This is a genomic window from Noviherbaspirillum sp. (assembly GCF_035254685.1).
Classification (GTDB): Bacteria; Pseudomonadota; Gammaproteobacteria; order Burkholderiales; family Burkholderiaceae_D; genus Noviherbaspirillum.
In genome coordinates this window covers 1-21,084 of sequence record NZ_DATFAI010000013.1, presented here as the reverse complement: position 1 = coordinate 21,084, position 21,084 = coordinate 1, and the positions used below count along the sequence as shown (strand labels likewise).

General features: G+C 61.8%; 18 protein-coding genes. 12 read left to right on the top strand and 6 right to left on the bottom strand.

Going from position 1 to position 21,084, the window contains the following annotated elements:
- From VJ698_RS03545 to VJ698_RS03535, 3 genes are all read left to right on the top strand, one after another.
- On the top strand, positions 1 to 958 hold a 958-nt coding region (locus tag VJ698_RS03545), incomplete at its 5' end, for a methylmalonyl-CoA mutase family protein (protein WP_324101304.1).
- A 16-nt stretch (positions 959 to 974) separates the two neighbouring features.
- Positions 975 to 2,159 carry an acetyl-CoA C-acyltransferase family protein gene (locus VJ698_RS03540; RefSeq protein ID WP_324101303.1) on the top strand — a complete coding sequence of 395 codons (1,185 nt, stop codon included), beginning with the start codon at positions 975 to 977 and terminating at the stop codon, positions 2,157 to 2,159.
- 663 nt (positions 2,160 to 2,822) lie between these two features.
- Positions 2,823 to 3,269, top strand: a complete 447-nt coding sequence (locus VJ698_RS03535; RefSeq protein ID WP_324101302.1) for a GFA family protein — start codon at positions 2,823 to 2,825, stop codon at positions 3,267 to 3,269.
- 147 nt (positions 3,270 to 3,416) lie between these two features.
- Here the strand turns inward: VJ698_RS03535 and VJ698_RS03530 are convergent, their stop codons facing one another.
- Both VJ698_RS03530 and VJ698_RS03525 read right to left on the bottom strand, forming a co-directional pair.
- Positions 3,417 to 4,145: a lipoate--protein ligase family protein gene (locus VJ698_RS03530; protein WP_324101301.1), complete on the bottom strand. Its 729-nt coding sequence runs from the start codon at positions 4,143 to 4,145 to the stop codon at positions 3,417 to 3,419.
- A gap of 31 nt (positions 4,146 to 4,176) precedes the next feature.
- Positions 4,177 to 4,626, bottom strand: coding sequence for a hemerythrin domain-containing protein (locus VJ698_RS03525; protein WP_324101300.1), 450 nt, complete (start codon positions 4,624 to 4,626; stop codon positions 4,177 to 4,179).
- A gap of 244 nt (positions 4,627 to 4,870) precedes the next feature.
- Between VJ698_RS03525 and VJ698_RS03520 the strand changes: the two genes are divergently transcribed.
- The 8 genes from VJ698_RS03520 to VJ698_RS03485 all read left to right on the top strand — a co-directional run bounded on the left by VJ698_RS03520 (position 4,871) and on the right by VJ698_RS03485 (position 14,685).
- Positions 4,871 to 6,979 (top strand): acetate--CoA ligase family protein, encoded by a 2,109-nt coding sequence (locus VJ698_RS03520; RefSeq protein ID WP_324101299.1) that lies wholly within the window; start codon positions 4,871 to 4,873, stop codon positions 6,977 to 6,979.
- A gap of 39 nt (positions 6,980 to 7,018) precedes the next feature.
- On the top strand, positions 7,019 to 8,206 hold the full coding sequence (locus VJ698_RS03515) for an acyl-CoA dehydrogenase (RefSeq protein WP_324101298.1): 1,188 nt from the start codon (positions 7,019 to 7,021) through the stop codon (positions 8,204 to 8,206).
- Complete coding sequence (locus VJ698_RS03510; RefSeq protein WP_324101297.1) at positions 8,196 to 9,374, top strand: acyl-CoA dehydrogenase family protein; 1,179 nt, start codon at positions 8,196 to 8,198, stop codon at positions 9,372 to 9,374. The genes VJ698_RS03515 and VJ698_RS03510 overlap by 11 nt, the downstream gene beginning before the upstream one ends.
- 26 nt (positions 9,375 to 9,400) lie before the next feature.
- The gene (locus tag VJ698_RS03505; protein ID WP_324101296.1) at positions 9,401 to 10,228 is read left to right on the top strand and encodes an SDR family oxidoreductase; all 828 of its coding nucleotides are present in this window, start codon (positions 9,401 to 9,403) and stop codon (positions 10,226 to 10,228) included.
- 125 nt (positions 10,229 to 10,353) lie between these two features.
- Positions 10,354 to 12,093 carry an FAD-dependent oxidoreductase gene (locus tag VJ698_RS03500; RefSeq protein WP_324101295.1) on the top strand — a complete coding sequence of 580 codons (1,740 nt, stop codon included), beginning with the start codon at positions 10,354 to 10,356 and terminating at the stop codon, positions 12,091 to 12,093.
- The gene (locus tag VJ698_RS03495) at positions 12,090 to 12,506 is read left to right on the top strand and encodes a c-type cytochrome (protein ID WP_324101294.1); all 417 of its coding nucleotides are present in this window, start codon (positions 12,090 to 12,092) and stop codon (positions 12,504 to 12,506) included. The genes VJ698_RS03500 and VJ698_RS03495 overlap by 4 nt, the downstream gene beginning before the upstream one ends.
- A gap of 24 nt (positions 12,507 to 12,530) precedes the next feature.
- Positions 12,531 to 13,823 (top strand): MFS transporter, encoded by a 1,293-nt coding sequence (locus VJ698_RS03490; RefSeq protein ID WP_324101293.1) that lies wholly within the window; start codon positions 12,531 to 12,533, stop codon positions 13,821 to 13,823.
- 112 nt (positions 13,824 to 13,935) lie between these two features.
- The gene (locus tag VJ698_RS03485; protein ID WP_324101292.1) at positions 13,936 to 14,685 is read left to right on the top strand and encodes a sugar phosphate isomerase/epimerase; all 750 of its coding nucleotides are present in this window, start codon (positions 13,936 to 13,938) and stop codon (positions 14,683 to 14,685) included.
- 148 nt (positions 14,686 to 14,833) lie between these two features.
- Here VJ698_RS03485 and VJ698_RS03480 read toward each other — a convergent pair whose 3' ends face one another.
- Genes VJ698_RS03480 through VJ698_RS03465 form a run of 4 tightly spaced genes read right to left on the bottom strand, consistent with a single transcriptional unit; the run spans position 14,834 to position 19,688 of the window.
- Positions 14,834 to 15,640, bottom strand: coding sequence for a glucose 1-dehydrogenase (locus tag VJ698_RS03480; protein ID WP_324101291.1), 807 nt, complete (start codon positions 15,638 to 15,640; stop codon positions 14,834 to 14,836).
- A gap of 3 nt (positions 15,641 to 15,643) precedes the next feature.
- Positions 15,644 to 16,630 carry an aldo/keto reductase gene (locus tag VJ698_RS03475; protein WP_324101290.1) on the bottom strand — a complete coding sequence of 329 codons (987 nt, stop codon included), beginning with the start codon at positions 16,628 to 16,630 and terminating at the stop codon, positions 15,644 to 15,646.
- 2 nt (positions 16,631 to 16,632) lie between these two features.
- Positions 16,633 to 18,258, bottom strand: coding sequence for a GMC family oxidoreductase (locus VJ698_RS03470; protein ID WP_324101289.1), 1,626 nt, complete (start codon positions 18,256 to 18,258; stop codon positions 16,633 to 16,635).
- A gap of 59 nt (positions 18,259 to 18,317) precedes the next feature.
- Positions 18,318 to 19,688, bottom strand: coding sequence for an MFS transporter (locus tag VJ698_RS03465; RefSeq protein WP_324101288.1), 1,371 nt, complete (start codon positions 19,686 to 19,688; stop codon positions 18,318 to 18,320).
- Between the two features lie 776 nt (positions 19,689 to 20,464).
- Between VJ698_RS03465 and VJ698_RS03460 the strand changes: the two genes are divergently transcribed.
- The coding region (locus VJ698_RS03460; protein WP_324101287.1) for a Rieske (2Fe-2S) protein at positions 20,465 to 21,084 on the top strand (620 nt) is incomplete at its 3' end.

Here is a 21,084-nt window from a genome sequence, read left to right as displayed (position 1 = left end):
GATTTCCGGCTATCACATTGCCGAAGCCGGGGCCAACCCGATCTCGCAGCTGGCCTTCACGCTGTCCAACGGTTTTACCTTTGTCGAAGCCTACCTCGCCAGGGGCATGCACATCGACGATTTCGCGCCCAACCTGTCGTTCTTCTTCAGCAATGGCATGGACCCGGAATACACGGTGCTGGGGCGTGTGGCGCGCCGGATCTGGGCGGTGGCCATGCGCGACAAGTACGGCGCCAACGAGCGCAGCCAGAAGCTGAAGTACCACATCCAGACTTCGGGGCGTTCATTGCATGCGCAGGAGATCGACTTCAACGACATCCGCACCACGCTGCAGGCCCTGATTGCGATCTACGACAACTGCAACTCGCTGCACACCAATGCGTATGACGAGGCGATCACCACGCCGACCGACGAATCGGTGCGCCGCGCGCTGGCGATCCAGTTGATCATCAACCGCGAATGGGGCCTGGCAAAGAACGAGAACCCGAACCAGGGCAGCTTCATCATCGAGGAGCTGACGGACCTGGTGGAAGAAGCGGTGCTGCAGGAATTCGAGCGCATCGCCGAGCGCGGGGGCGTGCTGGGCGCGATGGAGACGGGTTACCAGCGCGGCAAGATCCAGGAAGAGTCGATGCACTACGAGCATTTGAAGCACGACGGCACGCTGCCGATCATCGGCGTGAACACCTTCCGCAATCCGAAGGGCGATGCGGTCCAGCAGACGCTGGAGCTGGCGCGGTCCACGGAAGAGGAGAAGCAGTCGCAACTGAAGCGGCTGGCTGAATTCCACGAACGCCACGAGAAGGAAGCCCCGGCCATGCTGAAGAAGCTGCAGCAAGCAGTGATCGAGGACAGGAACGTGTTCGCAGTGCTGATGGAAGCCGTACGCTACTGCTCGCTGGGGCAAATCAGCGGGGCATTGTTTGAAGTGGGCGGGCAATACCGCCGAAGCATGTAAAAAAAGGGATCAAGAAATGAAACAACGTGAAGTCGTAGTCGTCGGTGCCGCACGTACGGCGATCGGAACCTTTAGTGGCTCATTGAAAGACGTACCGCTGTCAACGCTGGCAACGACAGCGGTCAAGGCCGCGCTGGAGCGCTCCGGCGTGGCGGCACCGGAAGTCGGTCATGTCGTCATGGGCAACGTGATTCCGACCGATCCGCGCGACGCTTACCTGAGCCGCGTCGCGGCGATGGATGCCGGCATTCCGCAAGAAACACCGGCCTTTAACGTGAATCGCCTGTGCGGCTCTGCACTGCAGGCAATCGTGTCGGCCGCACAGTCGATCATGCTTGGCGATACCGATATCGCCATCGGTGCCGGCGCGGAGGCAATGAGCCGCGGCCCCTATCTGGTTCCGGCTGCGCGCTGGGGCGCAAGGATGGGCGACACGCAGATGCTCGATTACATGAACGGCATCCTGCACGATCCATGGCAAAAGGTACACATGGGGATTACTGCCGAGAACGTGGCAGAGCGTTACAGCATCACGCGCGAGATGCAGGACGCGCTGGCGCTGGAGAGTCAGCGTCGCGCTGCAAACGCTATTGCCGCTGGCTACTTCAAGGACCAGATCGTTCCCGTGGAAATTGCCACGCGCAAGGGCACGGTATTGTTCAATACCGACGAGCACGTGCGTCCCAATGTCACTGCTGAGGACCTGGCGAAGATGAAGCCGGTTTTCAAGAAGGATGGCCTGGTTACCGCCGGTAACGCATCGGGCCTGAACGACGGCGCTGCTGCGCTGGTACTGGCAGAGGCACAACGTGCTCAGGCTCTCGGACTAAAGCCGCTGGCGCGCCTGGTCGGTTATGCGCATGCGGGTGTCGAGCCGCTGTATATGGGCATCGGTCCCGTGCCGGCGACCCGCAAGGTACTGGAAAGGACCGGCTTGCGTGTGCAGGACCTCGATGTCATCGAGGCCAACGAAGCATTTGCGGCGCAGGCCTGCGCAGTCGCAAGGGAGCTCGATTTCGATCCGGCAAAGGTCAATCCGAACGGCTCGGGCATTTCGCTCGGCCATCCGGTCGGCGCTACCGGTGCGATCATCGCGACCAAGGCAATCTATGAGCTGCACCGGACTGGCGGGCGCTATGCGCTGGCCACGATGTGCATCGGCGGCGGGCAGGGCATCGCCGCGATTTTTGAGCGCATCTGATCTTTGACCTCGCCTGCTCGAGTATAAGAAAAAACGGCCGCGGTCTTTTGCCGTCACGGAGGGATTGTTTTCCTGAGTGCGCAAAGGCGGCCGGCCAAAGAGCAGGCAGGAGGTGGCTGATGGCGCGCAGACGCAGCGCGTCAAAGTCATTCCGGCTGCGTATTTGTGTGTGACTGCGCGCCACAGCTTCAAGGCAGGCAGTCGTCTGCCTGGCACCGCGCTACGCGGGTCGTCCGATTCATGGAATGATGCTCCGTGTGCCGGCAGCGTCATGACATTCCGTTTATGCATATTCACCCTTGTAGGGCAATTCGGTTCGGGCACCTTGTGCGCGAACTGGAGCAACCCGGGCCAGCGGCAACATCGTGATGCGATCCTTGCCACGCTTTCCCTGTCGAACCACCATCTTAGGTTGGTGGAACTCGACGTCGTTCACGCGCACCCACGAGGTACGCATGCAAGCCTGGACTTCCGGCGCGCTCATATCCCGGGGACGACGCAGGCAGTGAACGCGGACCTCTCAGTCGGCACGCCGGACTTGGGTATGGTCAGTACGGATACAATAAGTGGTCGTCACGAATGCAACGGCGCAGCCTGTGAGGGATCAAACCGATAGGCTTGCCAGCCAGTCATCGTGCCTACCAGTTCATGCTGTCCGTATCAATGTTGGACGCCATCAGACTGCGGCGTGGTCATTCCATGGGAGAAGCGATGAAGGGCAGTTGTTTATGTGGCGCCATTGACTACGAAATCGATCAATTGGATGCGCCAATTGCTCATTGCCATTGCCGTACTTGTCGCAAGGCTCACGCCGCTGCCTTTGCGTCAACTGCTGGCGTGATGCGAGAGCATTTCCGCTGGGTCAAAGGTAAAGAAAAACTGGCGACATTTGAATCATCGCCAGGAAAGCTCAGGCATTTCTGTTCTGTTTGTGGCTCTCACCTCATGGCCGAGCGTCTGGCGCAGCCGCACGTGATTGTTCGTGTGGCGACACTCGATGAAGATCCCGGGTTCAGGCCGGCCATGCACATTTGGTGTTCGCACGACGTGCGGTGGTTGCATTGCGAAGAGGACATTCCGTCTTATCAGGAGTGGCAACCCGGTCGGTAAGTGAGCGGGATGCCCAATCCTGCGAGCAACAATGACGCTACTTGAATAAGCCGGCGGAACGCAAGTTGCTTTGAACCGCGGCGCTGAACACCTGCCGATGCTAGCGCCATGATACCGACCAGTTCGCCGGACGACACGCCGGCGTCATCACCGAGCGAGCCGGTCCATGAGTTCCATTTCGAGCACAGACGCGATTTCCGCAGTTGCCGGCGCCTTGTCCAGTTCCTCCCGCAGCGAGGTCGTGCGGTCAGCCAGGGCGGCACCGCTGGAATCGGGCTGCCCCATCGCCCGAGCCAGCAGCGTCCAGTCGGGCTGCTCGAGCAGCACCCCGGCGACAAACAGGGCTCCCGTACGTCGCCGTACTTGCGCCAGCCCGACGATCTTTTTGTTTTTCACCACCACTTCCCAAGGCGAGAAGCCGCCAAAGCAGGCCCAGCCAAGACCGGCTTCGACCGTTCCCTTTTGCAGGATACCGGCTTCATCGGGCGGCAGCGTCCGGGCGGCTACGCCGAAGCGCCGCAATACCTCGCCATGCAATTCGCCAATCCATCGGTAACTGTCGACCAGATTTTGCGACACGAGCGGATGCGTATTGGGAAGGGCGACGGAGACGCTCAACATCCACGGCCCAACCAGTACGGCACCGCCGCCCGCCTGGCGGGCGACCATGGCAATGCCGGCACGCTGCCGGACCTGCTCCGCAGACGTGCTTGTGCGTTGCGAGCAACCAAGCACCAGTCCTGGCGTGTCATAGCGCCACAGGCGCACGGTAGGGCCTTGCACTGGCTGGCTCATCTGCTGCTCATTCCATGCCTGTTCTTCTTCACAGGTGACCTGGATGAGGGATCGCCGGTCCTGATGGATGATTGTATTCATGCCGGCGCACCTTGCGGATGAATGCCCGCGGTCATTCTGCTTGCACCACGCCACGTTTGAGAACGACGGGCGTGCCGCCCAGGCGCTTCTTCGACATCCATTGGGCGAGGGACGCATCCATATAGTCGGCATGTCCCGGAAACCAGTTCACCAGCGCCTTTGCAAGCTCCCTTGCCAGCGCGGCCTCGCGGCCTGAAGCGATCAGATCCTGCACCTCATAGGCGGATGCCAGCACGGCGTCGTGTTCGTCCGCATGACACTGCCGCGCGGGAAAAGCAGTTTCAGCCATCCATGCGTGTTCCTGATCAAAATGTTCTTCCGCGTGCCTGATGAAGGCTGCGAGCCGGTCGGGCATCTCGTCGTCCTTCGCCGTCAGCATGCCTTGGACGACGTCGACAAATTCCCGGTGCGTCTGGTCCATGGGGGCATAACCAAGAAGAAAGAGATCGTTCCAGCGGAACTCGGCGTTGATATTCGTCATGGGAAGCCCCCGAAGAAAAGGAAAAAACACAGCGCAAGGAACCGGAAAATAACATTCACAACTGCTTGTGCAATGCAGATCAAACATTGAGATGTACGCGATTGTGCGCCAAAAGCATTTCATGCATAATACAACAAAAAAGCAAGGTGAACTGTTTTTAAACATAGGGCGCAAGCGAGGTCGATGCCGCTGCATGAGGCATGCGAAAGCCGCGACGCTCAATTCAGTGAGAGAAGGATTCCTTATGCATCATCGATTGACCCCGCTCCTGCAGCCACGATCGATCGCCATGATTGGCGCCAGCAATAACCCGGCACGCATCGGCGGCATGCCACTCGACCTGCTCAAGACATTCAACTTCGAGGGGCAGGTCTATCCGGTCAACCCGAAGTATGAAGAAGTGTTTGGCTATCGCTGTTACGCGGACATCGAATCGGTTCCTGAAGCGCCGGACCTTGCCGTGCTGGCGATCGGCGCTGCGGACGTCACCGCCATGCTGCGCCGTTGCCATGCGCGCGGCGTCAAGGCGGCGATTGTCTATGCGGCGGGATTTGCGGAAATGGGCGGTGAAGGCGTGGGCCTGCAGGAAGAGCTGGAGCGTTTTGCGCAAGAGAGCGGCATGGTGGTGGCCGGGCCGAACTGCATGGGATTCGCCAATCTCAACACGAACGCCTTCACGGCGTTTGCCACCGTGTTCAAGAACGTTCCGCCGCAGGGTGCTATCGGTGGTTCCGGCCCCTCCGGCCGTTCTGGCCTCGTCACGCAAAGCGGCAACGTCTGCTCCACCGTATTCGCCCTGATGCGCCAGCTTGGCGTCGAAGTCGGGCACTTCATCAATACCGGCAACGAGGCATGCGTCGAGTTTTCGGAGTACCTGGATTATCTCGCGCAGGATGAGCAGACCGACTGCGTCGTCGGCTATGTCGAGCAGTTGCGCAACGGCCAGCGATTCATCGACGCTGCGCTGGCCTTCGCCGAAGCCAACAAGCCGCTGATCCTGTATAAGGCCGGCCAGACGGAGAAGGGGTCGGAGGCGGTGCGTTCGCATACCTCGGCACTGGCGGGCAACATGGCCGTGTACGAGGCGGCATTCCAGCAGTTGAACATCATTCAGGGCCAGGACTTCACGCAGATGGCCGATATCGCCTGGCTGAGCGGCTTCCGCCATCGCACCGGCGGCAGCCGCGTGGCGATCGTCACCCTTTCCGGTGCACTGGGCGCCATCCTCGCGGACAAGTTCATCGGCGCCGGCCTGGATGTGCCCACGCTTCCCGACAACGTGCAGCAGGCGCTGCGCGAAGGCATTCCCGACTATGGCATGGTGTCGAATCCGATCGATGTGACCGGCAACATCGTGAACAATCCGGACTTCGTGCGTTCGGTGTTCGGTGTCCTGGCGAAGACGGATGCTATCGATACCGTCGTCATCTACGCCAACGGCTCGCTGCTCGATCGCATGGCCGAGCCGCTGATGGAAATCTGCAAGGAAAATCAGCGCCTGTTCGTCGCCATCGATACGGGCAAGGCCAAGTGCCGCGAACAGCTGGCGAACGCCGGCATTCCCGTGTTCACGGATATTGGTCGTGCCACCCAGGCACTGGCGCCATACTGCCAATGGCTTGCGCGTCGTGAATCCGTGCGCCACTGGGCAGAGCTGCGCCGGCAAGCGACGGGTGCAAACGTCGAACGCCAGCTTGCGGGCCTTGATGAGTACCAGACCAAGCTTCTGCTGGCCGAATTTGGCGTGCCGCCCGTGCCGGAAATGCCGGCGGCCAATGCGGACGCGGCAGTGGAAGCGGCAGGCCGGATCGGTTATCCCGTTGTGCTCAAGGTCCTGAGCGCCGACATTGCCCACAAGACGGAGGCCGGCGGCGTGCGGCTGAATCTGCAGGATGAAGCGCAGGTGCGCGCAGCCTTCCAGGCCATCATGGAATCGGCGCGCAGCTATGCGCCGGATGCGCGCATTCACGGCGTGCTGGTGCAGCCGATGTCGAAGGGTGTGGCTGAGCTGATCGCAGGCATCACCCATGACCCGGTATTCGGCGCGACCATCACGGTTGGCCTCGGCGGTGTCCTCACTGAACTGTATCGGGACGTCAGCCACCGCATCTTGCCGGTGGACGAATCAATGGTGAGCGACATGCTGCACAGCCTGAAGGCTTATCCCCTGCTCGACGGCTATCGCGGCAAGGCCAAGGCCGACGTCGGAGCGGCAATTGCGGCGATAGCGGCACTGTCCCGTGCATCGCAGGCACTGGGAGCGGCTGCACAGGAAATCGAAATCAATCCGCTCCAGGTCAGGGAAGCCGGCTCGGGCGCGGTCGCCATCGATGCGCTGTTGCTTGCCCGCTGAAACACGGCGACGTTCACATCACTAAACCCGGAGTCGACTGTGCAGCTCACACTCACCGAAATGCAGGAAATGATCGAGACGAGCGTGCTCGAATTCCTCGCGAACGAATACGATTTTCTCAAGCGGGCAAACAGCCTGAAGGCGCCGAACGCGATCTCGCCCGCAATCTGGCAGGGCTTTGCCGACATGGGCTGGCTCGGCTTGCCACTGGCGGAAGCGGACGGCGGCATTGACGGCGGCGCCATGGAGTGCGGACTCCTGATGCGCGCCTTCGGCCGTCACCTTGTAATCGAGCCCTATATCAACAGCGTGCTTCTGGCAACGCGCCTGCTGGCGGCGTTGGGGAGCGTCGATCAGCGTGCCGCGTGGCTTGTGTCGCTGGTGGATGGCTCGCGCCGTATCGTGCTGGCGCATGATGAGGCAGACAAATCCGATTGCTGGGCTGCGCGCGCAACCCGGGCCAAATCCAAAGGGAGCGGCTACACCCTCGATGGAAAAAAATCGCTGGTAGCAGGTGCGCCGGGCGCAGACGGTGTGCTGGTCTCGGCCCGGCGGGAAGACGGCACGCATGCGCTGTTCCTCTTGCCGCGCGATACTCCCGGCATGACGTTCACGGAGCACCGTGCCCTCGACGGCAGCCGTGTTGCCGACCTGACGCTCGAAGCGGTGGAGGTCGACGCCGCCACGCTGTTGGGTAACGGGGAAGATATCACCGAGATGCTTGAAAGGTTTCTCTGCGAAGCCGCCGTCAGCCAGTGCTGGGAAGCGTCGGGCGCCATGCAGGCCGCGCTGGAGCAGACCGCTGCCTACACCAAGGAACGGGTTCAGTTCGGCCAATCCCTCAGCAAGTTCCAGGTGGTCCAGCATCGTCTCGCCGAAATGGCGGTGTGCTGCGAGGAGGCGCTTTCGGCGTGTCAGCTAGCGGCCTTGCACATCGATAACGATCCGGCTTCGGCCAAGGCCATGGCAGCACTCGCGAAATCCAAGGTAGGGCGTGGCGCGCGCCTCGTTGCGCAGGATGCGGTGCAGCTGCACGGCGCGATGGGCGTGTCGGAAGAGCTCGCGATTGCCAGTTACTTCCGCAAGCTGCTCGCTTTTTCGCAGCAGTACGGCAGTACGGCCTGGAATGGCGAACGGTATGGCGAGCTCATGCTCGACCGCAACGAATACCGCGTGAGCCGGGTATTGCCCACGCATCAAGAGCAAAGGATCCAACATGCAGCTTGAACTGAGTCCCGCAGAACAGGCCTTCCGCGAGGAGGTGCGTTCGTTCCTGCGCAAGAACCTGAGCCCCGAGCTTCAGTGCGGGCAGCGATACACGACCGGCGTCTATCCGGAGCCAGAGATCTCCGGGCCATGGCAGCAAGCCTTGCAGCGCGCCGGGTGGCTGGTACCAATGTGGCCGAAGGAGTGGGGCGGCACGGGTTGGAACGCGGTCGAACGGTTTATCTTTGAATCCGAGTGCGCGCTCGCCGGCGCGCCGCTGGTGCACCCGATGGGCGTGCGGCTGGTGGGGCCGGTCATCCTGCGATTCGGTACCGAAGAGCAGAAACGGCATTACCTGCCCCGCATCCTCAACGGCCAGGATTATTGGTGCCAGGGATTTTCTGAGCCGGGCGCGGGTTCCGACCTCGCATCCCTGAAGATGACGGCGGTGCCTGATGGCGACGACTATGTCCTCAATGGCTCGAAGATCTGGACCACGCACGCGCATCACGCCAACATGATGTTTGCGCTGGTGCGCACCAGTAACGCGGGCAAGCGGCAGGAGGGCATCAGCTTCCTGCTGATCGACATGAAATCGCCGGGCATCGACGTACACCGGATCGATACGATCGGGGGCGATTACGACGTCAACCAGGTGTTCTTTACCGACGTGCGCGTGCCCAAGGCCAACCGCGTCGGTGCCGAAAACGAAGGCTGGAACTGCGCCAAATACCTGCTCGAATTCGAGCGCGGCGGCGGCATCTTCAGCGGCCGCTTGCGTTCGCAGCTCAAGCGCATCGGCGATGCAATTGAAGAACTGAAGGGGCGCGGCATCGACATCCGGAAGAACGGCACGCTCGTCGCCCGGTTCGGCGAACTCTGCGCCGATCTCGATTGTTTCGAGATGCTCGAACTGCGCATCATGGGCAGCCTACAGCCGGGCCAGAACCCCGGGCCGATCTCTTCCATCCTCAAGTTGCGCGCCAGCCGCATGAAACAGGCGATCGCCGAAATGGGCGTCGAGGTGCTGGGGCCGCTAGCATCGCAATGGGACGACGTCGAACACAAGGACGGCAGCCTGTTGCCGCTGCTGGTGCCGGACTATCTGAACAGCCGTGCGTTCACGATCTTTGGCGGCGCGGCCGAGGTGCAGCTGAGCATCATCGCAAAGTCGGTCGTGGGCGTCTGAATCGTCAAAACACAAGGAGACAGGAAATGGGAAGACTGGCCGGAAAGCGAGCAGTAGTGATGGGCGCCGCCGCGCGCGACAACATGTCGCAGGTCATCGCGCGACGATTTGCGAACGAGGGCGCGCGCGTGCTGGTGGCGGGTCGCCACATGGAAGAACTGGAGCGGTTCGCCGCGGAGATCGGAGGGCAGGCGTACTATTGCGACATTACCAACCGTGAAGACTGCGGACGCCTTGCGCAGGCCGCGGCGGAAAAACTCGGCGGAATCGACATTGCCCTCAATGGCGCCGGCTGGGGATTGCTCAAGCCCTTCGAGCTGACCACCGAGGAAGAGATCAGGCGCATGACCGACCTGCAATTCATCGGCCCCTTTTTCTTTTTCCAGGCCATCCTTCCGAAGATGCAGCAGGGTGGATCGTTGATCCAGATTTCGTCGGCCACGGCCACGATCATGCTCGAGAACCATGCGGCCTACATGGGCACCAAGGCGGGCTTCGACCATGTCATGCGCTGCCTGGCCAACGAGTATGGGGAGCGGGGCATTCGCGCCAACTCCATTTCGCCTGGTCTTACCGAGTCCCCGATGACTGCGGGCGCCAAGGCGATTCCCGGCATTTTCGAAACCTATCGAAACCGCTATCCGCTCGGCCGCATCGGGACCATGGACGACATCGCCGCTGCCGCAGTCTGGCTCGCCAGCGACGAGTGCTTCATGTCCGGTCAGAACCTGCAAGTCAATGGCGGCCTCACCCTGCGCGGAAACCCGACGGGTGCCGAACTGGACGCTGCGGCCATCAAGTCGACCGGCAAACCGCGCCCGCGGCCCTGGGAGAGCCAGGCTGCTTCCATATAGACACACCGAGCCTGCCTTTTCGCGCTGTAGTATTATCCGCTAAAAAGACAGGGCAAACTGTTTTAAATGTAACATTCGATACATCGGAAGGATGTGTCGACTAACCGAAAAAATGGAGACATTGAGTGAACGACAAAGTAAATCTGAAGCGACGCAGCCTGCTTAACAGCGGTATTGCCGGGGCAGCGACCCTCGGCGTCATGAACATCAGCGCAGCTGCCGAAAACACCAAGGGCGTGCGCTGGGACATGCAGACCGACATCGTGTGCGTAGGGAGCGGCGCGGCAGCGTGCTCCGCCGCAGTGACGGCGGTGGACCTGGGCAGCAAGGTCATCCTGCTCGAGAAGGCGCCGATTTTCGGTGGCACAACAAGGCGAGCCGGCGGCGTTGCCTGGATTCCCAACAACTTCAGCCTGCAAGCCCAGGGCATTCCGGACTCGGAAACAGACTGCCTGCATTACATGTGCCGCTATGCCTATCCGGACCGCTATCGCGCCGACAGCCCGACGATGGGGCTGGAACGCCAGGAATTCGATCTGCTGCAGGCCTTCTATCGCAATGCCGCGCCGGCAGTCGCGCGCCTGAACCAGATCGGTGCGGCGAACCTGATCCGTTTCGAACTGCCGGGTGGCGTCGGGCCGTCGCCCGATTATTCGGCAACGCTCCCCCAGAACAAGGTTCCGAAGGGACGCGCGGTGTGGCCCGATCCGAAGATCGATGGCGGACGTGGTTCCGCGCTGGTCGATCACATGATCGCGTGGCTGCAGAAGCACGGCGTCCGCACCCTGGCTGGGCATCGTGTCGTGAACCTGATCGAGCAGGGCGGCCGCATCCTAGGCGTCGAGGCGAAGGCGGGCGAGAAGACGCTGCGCATTCGCGCGCACAAGGGCGTGATCTTCGGCTCCGGCGGTTTTGCGCACAATCCTGAGCTGGCGCACCGCCACACCGGGCCGATCTACGGCTCCTGCGCCAACCCGGGCGCGACCGGCGATCTCATCGGCATGGCGACAGCGGTCGGGGCGCGCATGGGCAACCTTGACACGGCCTGGCGTACCCAGGTGCTGCTCGAGGAAGCGCTCAACAACCGCGTGGTCGGCGCCGCGCTCAATATCCCGCCGGGCGACGCCATGGTCCTGGTCAACAAGTACGGCCGCCGGGTCGTCAATGAAAAGCGTAATTACAACGACCGCACGCGGGTGCATTTCGCGTGGGACGCGGGCAAGGTTGAATTCCCGAACCACTTCCTGTTCATGGTGTTCGATCAGCGTGCGATCGACGTGTACGGCGGCAGCTATCCCTTCCCGCGTGACGTGCGCGAGTCCCCGTATCTCATCAGCGGTGCGACCTTTGCCGAACTGGGCAAGAACATCCAGGCACGCCTGCAAAAGCTTCAGGACAAGATCGGGGATTACCGCTTGTCGGAGGATTTCGGCAAACAGCTCGAAGCCACCGTGCAGCGCTTCAGTGAATTTGCCGCACAAGGTCGCGACGAGGATTTCCAGCGCGGCCGCGATCCGGCAGAAACCGACTGGCTGGCCTATTTCTCGCGTCCGCGCCCCGGCCAGGAAGCGCAGGTGCGCGACATGGTCAACCGCACCCTGTATCCGTTCGCAAAGCAGGGGCCGTACTACGCAGTGATCGTGGCACCCGGTGCGCTCGACACCAACGGCGGGCCGCAGATCAATGCCAGCGCGCAGGTACTTGCCAGTAACGGACAGCCGATTCCCGGACTCTACGGCGCAGGCAACTGCATTGCCAGCCCCTCGCGCGCGGGATACTTCGGCGCCGGCGGCACCATTGGCCCGGCACTGACCTTCGGTTACATCGCGGCGCGCGCCGCCCACGGCGCCGGGGCACCGGTATGAGGCAGGTGAAACAAGGCCGGCGCGTGCGCCAGGCTGCGTCGCTTGCCGGGGCGCTGCTGGCCCTGTTTTCGGCCAGCAGCCACGCGCAGCCCATCAGCTTCAAAAAGACGGTGCTGCCGCTGCTGCAGCGTAATTGTGTTTCTTGCCATATGACCGGCGAGGAGCAGGGAGGCCTTGGGCTGGCCCCGACCCTCGCCTATGGCAGCCTGGTCGGCAAGCCGTCGGCCGAGAGCGCGATGCCGCGCGTCGCGCCGCGCCAGCCCGAACGGAGCTACCTGCTGCACAAGCTGCGCGGCACGCATCTGGACAATGGCGGCTCCGGAGGGCGCATGCCGCTGGGGCTGCAGCCTCTCGCCGACGACGAGATCGCGCAGCTTGCCGCGTGGATCGAGGCCGGCGCGCCAAACAACTGACCACCGCTTCAAAAGGCATCTCCGATGAATGATATGAATGTCCGGGTGTTGATCCCGGCGTCCGGGCGCATCCGCCAGGATAGCCCCTATGCGTGGTACGTCGTCTACCTCCTGACCTTTGCCTACACGGTCGCCTTCATCGACCGGCAAGTGCTCAACCTGCTGGTTGATCCGATCAAGCGTGACATGCTGCTGACGGATGTCCAGATCAGCCTGCTGCAAGGGTTCTCCTTCATGACCGCGTACGTGATATTCGGCCCGATCTTCGGCGTGGCCTTATGGAGCTGCTTCACCATCCTTTGTGGGATGACGCACGAATACTGGCAACTGTTCCTGACGCGCGCCGGTGTGGGGGCGGCCGAGGCCTGCCTCGCGCCCGCGGGATTCTCACTGATCGCCGATTACTTCAGTCGCAAGCGCCTGCCGCGCGCCATGAGCATCTTCATGCTCGGGCCGTCGCTCGGCGCGGGCCTTGCGTTGATCGCCGGCGGGCTGGTGATCGGTGCGGCCACGAAGCTCGGGCAGATTTTCCCTATCCTCGCGTCGCTCTCCACCTGGCAACTGACCTTTGTGATGGTCGGTGTGCCCGGTCTCCTGCTGGCCGCGGCTTTGCTCACTGTGCGTGAACCGGCGCGCACCTCCATGCTGAGCGCGGCGCGCAAGGACGAGCATTTCACCGCGCGAGAAACGATCGCCTTTTTCTGGGAACATCGCGCTTTCTACCTGCGATACTTTATCGGCCTGTCCTTGCTCGCTATCGTGATCTACGGTTTCCCGACATGGATGCCGGCTTACTTGATGCGGCATTTCGGCGCCGATCCGGCATCGGTCGGGCTGCGTTACGGCACGCAGGTGCTGATTCTCGGCGCAATCGGCATCTATTCCGGTCCGTGGGTTGAACGCTGGCTGACGGCGCGCGGCTATCGTGATGCGCCTGTGCGCTGCCCGATGCTGTGCGCCGTGGTGGTCGGCCTGCTTTGCATCGCGATTCCCTTTGTGGACGGCTATGAAGGAACGCTCGCGGTCGCCGGAATGATCAACCTGCTGTACGCGCTGCCATGGGCCGTGGCGGCATCCGCGCTGCAGATCTCCACGCCCAATCGCATGCGCGGCATCGCCGTGTCGATTTTCTACTTCCTGGTCTCGGTGTTCGGCCTGGGCATTGCCCCCAGCATCATCGCCTTCGTGACAGACCATGTGCTGCGGGATACGGCCAAGGTCGGCACTTCGCTCGCGATTGTCTGCTGCATCAGCGCTTTGGGTGCAGCATGGTTGTTGTCCGGCGCCATGAAGCACTACAAGGAGGCGGCAGACTGAACGTCACCGCCATGGACTGAACCGAAACGACGGTGAGGAATGGGCATGCGCAGCACAACCGGAAACGACGCGTCCATTACGGCGCGCCCCATCGCGCTGCGAAGCTGTCTGCGTGTTCGTCCAGGTGCCGGCCAACCCCGGTGCCGGCCGCCCGCCGTTCCCTTGCGTGACGCCGGCCATGTTTCCCGAGATGCGACTGCGCCTGCGTGAGACTGGCATCGAGGTCACGAACCTCGAATTTTTCCGTATCACGTCCGATGTTGTCGTCGCCGATTACCGCGCGGCGTTGGAACTCGGCGCGGAACTGGGTGCAAAGCGCGCGGTTGTTCACTTGCACGATACCGACGAAGAGCGCGGTCTCGACAGACTGTCGCAGTTTTGCGAGCTGGCTGGCGGGCATGGACTGGCGGTTGGGTTGGAATTCAACGGCTTGTCCGCCGGTTGCCCAAGCCTAGCGCGTGCGCTCGAAGTCGTTGAACGCGCAGGATGCAGCAACCTCGGCGTTGGGATCGATCCGCTGCATCTGCAACGCACCGGGGGCAAACCGGCGGATCTGCTGGGCGTCGACCGGCGTCTGTTGAGCTACGCGCAGCTATGCGACGGGCCGGTGCTGGCAGATGCCGGGAAAGCGCTGGATCCCGCACGCTATGTCGCGGATGTGTTCGACCGGCTCGTGCCGGGCGAGGGCAGCTTCCCGCTGGCAGAGCTTGTACGTGCGCTGCCAGCCGACATGCCATTTGACGTGGAAGTACCCGCGTTGCGTTTGATCGGGACAAACATATCCCCGCGTGACCACGCACGGCTTGCCGTCATGGCTGCCAGGCGACTACTCATGGATCATCCAGGTAATGATGATGCGTAAGGGATGGTAGGGTGGGTTGAGCGAAGCGAAACCCACCCTACGATCCTTTATCCATCATCGTTATCTGGATCATCTGCTGCTCAGCGTTGCCTGACAAATTCAGGGCATGTGACGCCGTCAGGAACGGCGTCTGTCCCATTTCCGGCGGCTACCTGTTTCCGACGGTTTGCGGCAGATTGCGGATGCCGCCTTCAGCCAGCCATCCGCCGTCGGCCAGCAGCTCGCTGCCCGTCACAAAGCTTGCTTCGTCGCTTGCCAGGAACAGGGCACAATTGGCCATTTCCGTTGCGGTCGCCATGCGTCCCATCGGCTGCAGGCGATTCAGGCCGGCGCGGGCCGCTTCCTGGTCCGCGACCTGACTCAGCCTGCTCTGGTGAATTGGCGTGTCTACCGCGCCCGGGTGGATCGAGTTGCAGCGAATCTTTCCATACTGTTGCGCGCAATGCACCGCTACCGATTTGGTGAGCAGGCGGACCGCACCTTTGCTCGCCGAGTAGGCCGCAGCATCGGGCATGCCGAGATAGGCGGCGATCGAGGCGAGGTTGATGATGGAGCCGGACGGGCCGCCCGGATTGGTCTTCATCATGCGAATGGCATGCTTGCAACCCAGCATGACGCTCGTGACATTCACCGCCATCGCCTGGTTCCAGGCATCGAGCGTCAGGTCTTCGATGGAGTAGCGCGATGTCATGCCGGCATTGTTCACAAGGATATCGAGGCGTCCATGGCGCTCGCGAACCTGCGCCATGATTGACTCCCATCCCACCTCATCAGTGACATCCTGCCGCATGAACCAGCCGCCGGTCTCGGCAGCGACCTGCTGTCCCAATTCTTCCTGGAGATCGGTCAACACGACCTGCGCGCCTTCTTCCGAAAAGCGGCGGCAGCAAGCAGCGCCGATGCCTGAAGCTCCCCCTGTCACAATCGCAACCTTGCCTTGCAAACGTCCTGTCATTTTTTACCTTTCAATCAAGGGGAATTGGCGCGCCGGATCGCTTGCTTCGTCGAGCAAGGCCAGCGCTTCCGCGCCCAGCTGCAACCGGGTTGCCGCCATCAGTTCTTCCACCTGCACCGCAGAGGTCGCGCTGGCGATGGGAGCTGTGATCCCCGGCTGCGCCATCAGCCATGCCAGTGCCACCTGCGCCGGTATCGCGCGCGCTTCTGTGGCGACCTCGTCCAGCGCCCGGAGGACGCCAAGCCCGAATGGCGTGATGTACTTCGCCACCTCTGCGCCGCGCTGGCGCTCGGACAGATCCTCCACACGGCGATATTTGCCGGTCAGGAAGCCGCTTGCCAGTGCATAGAAGGGAACGACGCCGATGCTGTTCTCAATGCACATCTCTTGCAGCCTGCCCTCGAAGCTGTCACGCGAGAGCAGGTTGTAGCGCGGCTGCAAGACCTCATAGCTCTTCAGGTCAAGGCTCTTGCTGACGGCTTGAGCGGCGAGCAGGCGCTCGGCGCTGTAATGCGATGCGCCGATGGCGCGCACCTTGCCTGCGCGAACCAGGTCGTCGAACGCCTGCAGCGTCTCGTCGAGCGGCACGCTGCTGTCATCCAGATGAGCGAAATACAAGTCAACGTAATCCGTCCTGAGCCGGCGCAGAGAGGCGTCGATCGCCTTGCCTATGGTTTGGCGCGACAGGCCGGCGAACTCGTTGATGCCTCGCCCTACTTTGGTCGCGATCAGGATCTTGTCACGGCAGCCGCGGCTCGTGAGCCATTCGCCGATCATGTTTTCCGACTCGCCGCCGACGAGACCGGGAATCCAGTTGCTGTACATGTCGGCCGTGTCGATCAGCTTTCCTCCGCCGGCAAGAAATGCGTCGAGGACGGCAAAACTGTTGGCGCGGTCGGCCGTCCAGCCGAACACATTTCCGCCGAGCATCAGCGGCATCGTGGTGAGCCCGGTACGACCGAGCGGACGTTCTTCGCTATTCATCGACATGTTTACCCCCGTTGCATCATGGACGCCGCATGCCAGGCGAGTGCCATCGCCGGCGCGTTGGTATTGCCCGAGACCAGTCCGGGCATGACGGAGCAATCGATCACGCGCACACCGTGCACACCGCGCACGCGCAGCCGGGAATCACAGACATCGTCCTCTGAACCGCCCATGCGGCAGACACCGACGGCATGCAGGCCGCACCGTGACAACTGGTGGAACGCGTCCAGGATCTTTTCATCCGAATCGACTGCCGCTCCCGGGCTGATTTCCTGCTGCAGATAAGGAGCGAGCGCCGGCTGCGCCACGAGCTTTCGCACATAGCGCACAGCAGCCACCGCAGACTCCTGGTCGGCCGCCGTCGAGAGCCAGTTGGGTTCGATCTTCAGCTTCGCCTGCGGATCGCGGCCGGTGATCGCGATACTGCCCCGGCTTTGCAGGTGCAATAACTGGGTGTACACCGTGAACCCCGGCTCACGCTCCACCGTGCCCTGTTGCACCGGATAGTTGCGATCGCTGACGCGCTTGGCCTGAAAGGTGAATGCGCTGCCGAACAATTGCATGTCGGGACGCAGCAGCTCTGGGCGGCTGCGCACGAACGCGCCGACTTCATAGGGGCCGGTGGCAAGTGGCCCGGTGTGGGTCAGCGCGTAACGCAATGCATTCTTCACAATGCCGAGGCCACGGAATTCACGGTTGTTGCCCGCCGCGCCGCGCAGTCGATAGGGCATCGAAAAGCCGAGATGCTCGAGCAGCTTGCTGCCGACATTCGCGCTGTCCGCAACGACCGGGATGCCGAGCGAAGAGAGCAGCGGTGCAGGGCCGATCCCGGAGCGCTGGAGAATCGCCGGGGAGGCCATGACGCCCGCCGACAAAATCACTTCACCCTTCACCTTAAAGGAGTGGCGCTGGCCACCGATCAGTGCTTCGACGGATACCGCACGCTTGTCTGCGAAGTCGATGCGGTCCACGGTCACGCCGGTCCTCACCTCCAGGTTCGGGCGCTTGCGTGCCGGCTCCAGGAAGGCGACCGCGGCGCTCTGCCGGCGCCCATTCCGGATGTTGTGCGCGTAATAGCCGATGCCTTCCTGCGCGCCGTTGAGGTCTTCCCGGCGCTTCAGTCCCATGCCCTCGCCGGCCGCGATCATGGCTTCCGCCAGCGGATAGCGGAACTTGCCGGTGCTGATGTGTACCGGCCCGCTCACGCCGCGCCCCTCGCCTGATCCGAGTTCATGGTCTTCGATGGCCTGGAAAGCTGCGCTCATTTCCTTGCCGCCCCAGCCGCTGCAGCCAGCGCGTTCCCAGGTGTCGTAATCTTCGCGCTGGCCGCGGATCCAGATCATGCCGTTGATCGACGACGATCCGCCGAGGCCTTTGCCTCGCACCCACGATTCGGTGGATGGCGTATCAGGCAAGCGCGGCTGGTCGACGGGATAAATCCATGCGTGCTTTGGATCGGATGCCAGCTTTCCGATCCCCTTCGGCATGTGAACCAGCGGGCTGTTGTTGTGCCCGCCCGCTTCGAGCAGCAGTACCCGGTGGTTCGGATTCGCGGAAAGCCTCTCCGCCATGACGCATCCGGACGAGCCGGCGCCGACGATGATGTAGTCCCACTGTGCAGACATTTCCATGTCCTTTCTTTCTATGCAGTTGCTGTTGGTATGACGAATATCGGAGTGCCAGCCGTTCCTCAGCGGATGGTCGGCTCCAGCAGGAGATCGGCTTCACGTTCCGGAATGGAATCCGGATCGTCGCGGTCGAACGGACTGATGGCGTTGCGACGCGGCCAGAGCAGGATCGCAGCCGCCATGGACAGCAGCACGAACAAGGCCGGATAAAAGGCGGGGTAATCGAGCGAATAGCGCGCGAGGAAGGTCAGGACAATCAGCGCGGTGCCGCCGAAAACGGCGATGGGAATGTTGTAGCAGGTGGCGAGTCCGGTATAGCGGATCTGTGCCGGAAATGCCCTGGCAAGCAAGGTCAGCGACAAGGCCATGGAAGCGCCGGCGCTGAGGCCGAGTGCAATCGCGGGCAGCCAGAGCCCGGCGGGCGTCTCCTGGGCGAACATCCAGAACATGGAAATCGCCGTCAACACCTGTGTCAGCAGATAGCAGTTGCGCAGGCTGAGCAGGCGCCACGACACGATCGCGCCGCCAAGGACATTGCCCACTGCCGTGCAGGCGATCATCACGGTCAGCGCGGTCGACACCTCGGCCATCGGCAGTTTCTTCAAGGTGACGAAATAGGTGACGGGAAATTGCTGGGTGGCGCCGGCCACGATGGTAGTGCAGGCGGCAAGGAACATCGCGCCGAACAGGTTGAAGCGGTGTTTCGCCAGCAGCTCCGTAAAAGGCTGGCGTTCCGACAGCATCGTCTTTGCCTTCATCGCCACAAAGACCGGCGTCTCATGCGTGAAGCGACGCAGATACACCGAGAGAATTCCAAATACGCCGCCGATGAGAAAAGGGATGCGCCAGCCATATTCCATCAGGGCGTCCGCGCCCAGTTGATGGGACAGCCAGCTGACCACTGCCGAGCCAGCAAGCGAGCCGCTTCCGGTCGCCGCCGCGAGAATGCCGAGCGCGAATGCCACCTTTCGCCCGCTCACCTGTTCGGAGACAAAGCTGATCGCGCCGGGCAATTCGCCGCCGAGCGAGATGCCTTGCATCAGCCGGCACACGAGCAGCAGGATCGGCGCCCAGATGCCGACCGCCGCGTAACCCGGCATCAGGCCGATTGCCAGCGTCGGGCCTGCCATCAGTGCCAGGGTCAAGGTGAAGATACGCTTGCGGCCGATCCTGTCGCCAACCTGCGCCATCAGGATGCCGCTCACCGGACGGATCAGGAAACCGGCGGCAAAGATGCCGAAAGTCTGCATCAGGCGCAGCCACTCGGGCATGTCGGGTGAGGAAAAGTGGCGGCTGATTTGCGGCGCCAGGAATACAAAGATAATGAACTCGAAGTACTCGAGCATGCTGCCGAGCGAGGCCACGCCCAATGCCTTGATCTGTTCGCGCAGGTTCGCCGGCGGCAAGGTATTTGCCGGGGTGTGCTGTTGCATGTCTCACTCCTGGTTGTTTTTTTATGGTGCCGGAGGAGGCTGCCACGGCCGGCACCGTCGTGCCAGAGACCGTCGGACAAGCCGTCCTATGTGGTCGCGGGATGCGCGAGGCGAGCCGATCTCGGACCGGCCTCACGCTTGCATCCCGCGGATTTCCATTCATTGTCAACATGGAATCCGGCTGCAAATGAAGACAGGAATCCGGATTCCCGCTTCTTCGAACACGAATCTATCTTCAGATGCCGGGACAGTCTACATCAACAAACAGGCTGACTGGCTTTTATAAAACTCTGTTTCAAATGATATGTGCTGCGCCAGGCTTCAATCGCCCAGCCCGAAGTGGATGCTTCGCCGGAAGGACGCATTCCGCGGTGATCGCTTCAGAAAGTGGTTCTTGAGTGCAATGAACTGCTACAAATTTTTTCTGGTCCGGACTGGTTTGCGCTTGTTTCGTCCACCGCACGTTTCGCGAAAAAGTCATAACTGAAGCCACTTGCCCGAGTAATTAGCTCAGGTATCGCTTGCCAAATGCATCATGCGTTCAACGTCCCTTTAAACCAATTGAAGGAGTGCCTGGAGGACTGCCCGACGTCTTCCAGCGGAGGGACTGTTGCCTGAATCCTCGGGACTTGTGTCGGCCTGATGAGCTATCGCAATAAAAATATCGTCTCTTTAAAAAAACAGTCCAGCACGCGTGTTATTTTTTTTGACGCAGTGTACATTCAGCGCTGCGGTGTTCATCAAAGAGCGCCATAAGAAAGCAAGAGGGGACAAACTTGGCTGAGAATGATCAACAACTGAACAAGATGCCTTCGGCGTGCTGTCCTGGCGCGTCGTGGGATGAGCTGGCCGCACGCGACAGCCGCGAAGTGCCCGGCTACCTCAAGGAAGACGCTTATCAATATCTCGGTTCGGAGCCGTTGTCACCCGACCGGTATACGAGTCCGGCATTTTTCCAGCGCGAACTCGAAAAGATGTGGCCGCGTGTGTGGCAGTTCGCGGCGCGCGAAGAGGAAATGCTCAATACCGGCGACGTGGTGCTGTATGAAAACGCCGGCCGCTCCTATCTGCTCACACGCCAGGCCGACGGTTCGGTCAAGGCCTTTCATAATGTGTGCCTGCATCGCGGACGCAAGCTGCGCACGGCCAGCGGCAAGGTCGGCGAATTCCGCTGCACCTACCATGGCTGGTCGTGGAATCCCGATGGCAGCCTGAAGAACATTCCGTCGCGCTGGGACTTTTCCCACCTGGACGAGCAGCCGCTCAATCTCCCGGAAGCCGAAGTCGGGCGCTGGGGCGGCTTCATTTTCATTCGCGAGGAGGCGGGCGGCCCGACGCTGGAGGAATACCTCGGCGTGCTGCCGCAGCATTTCGAACGCTGGAAGCCCGAGCAGCG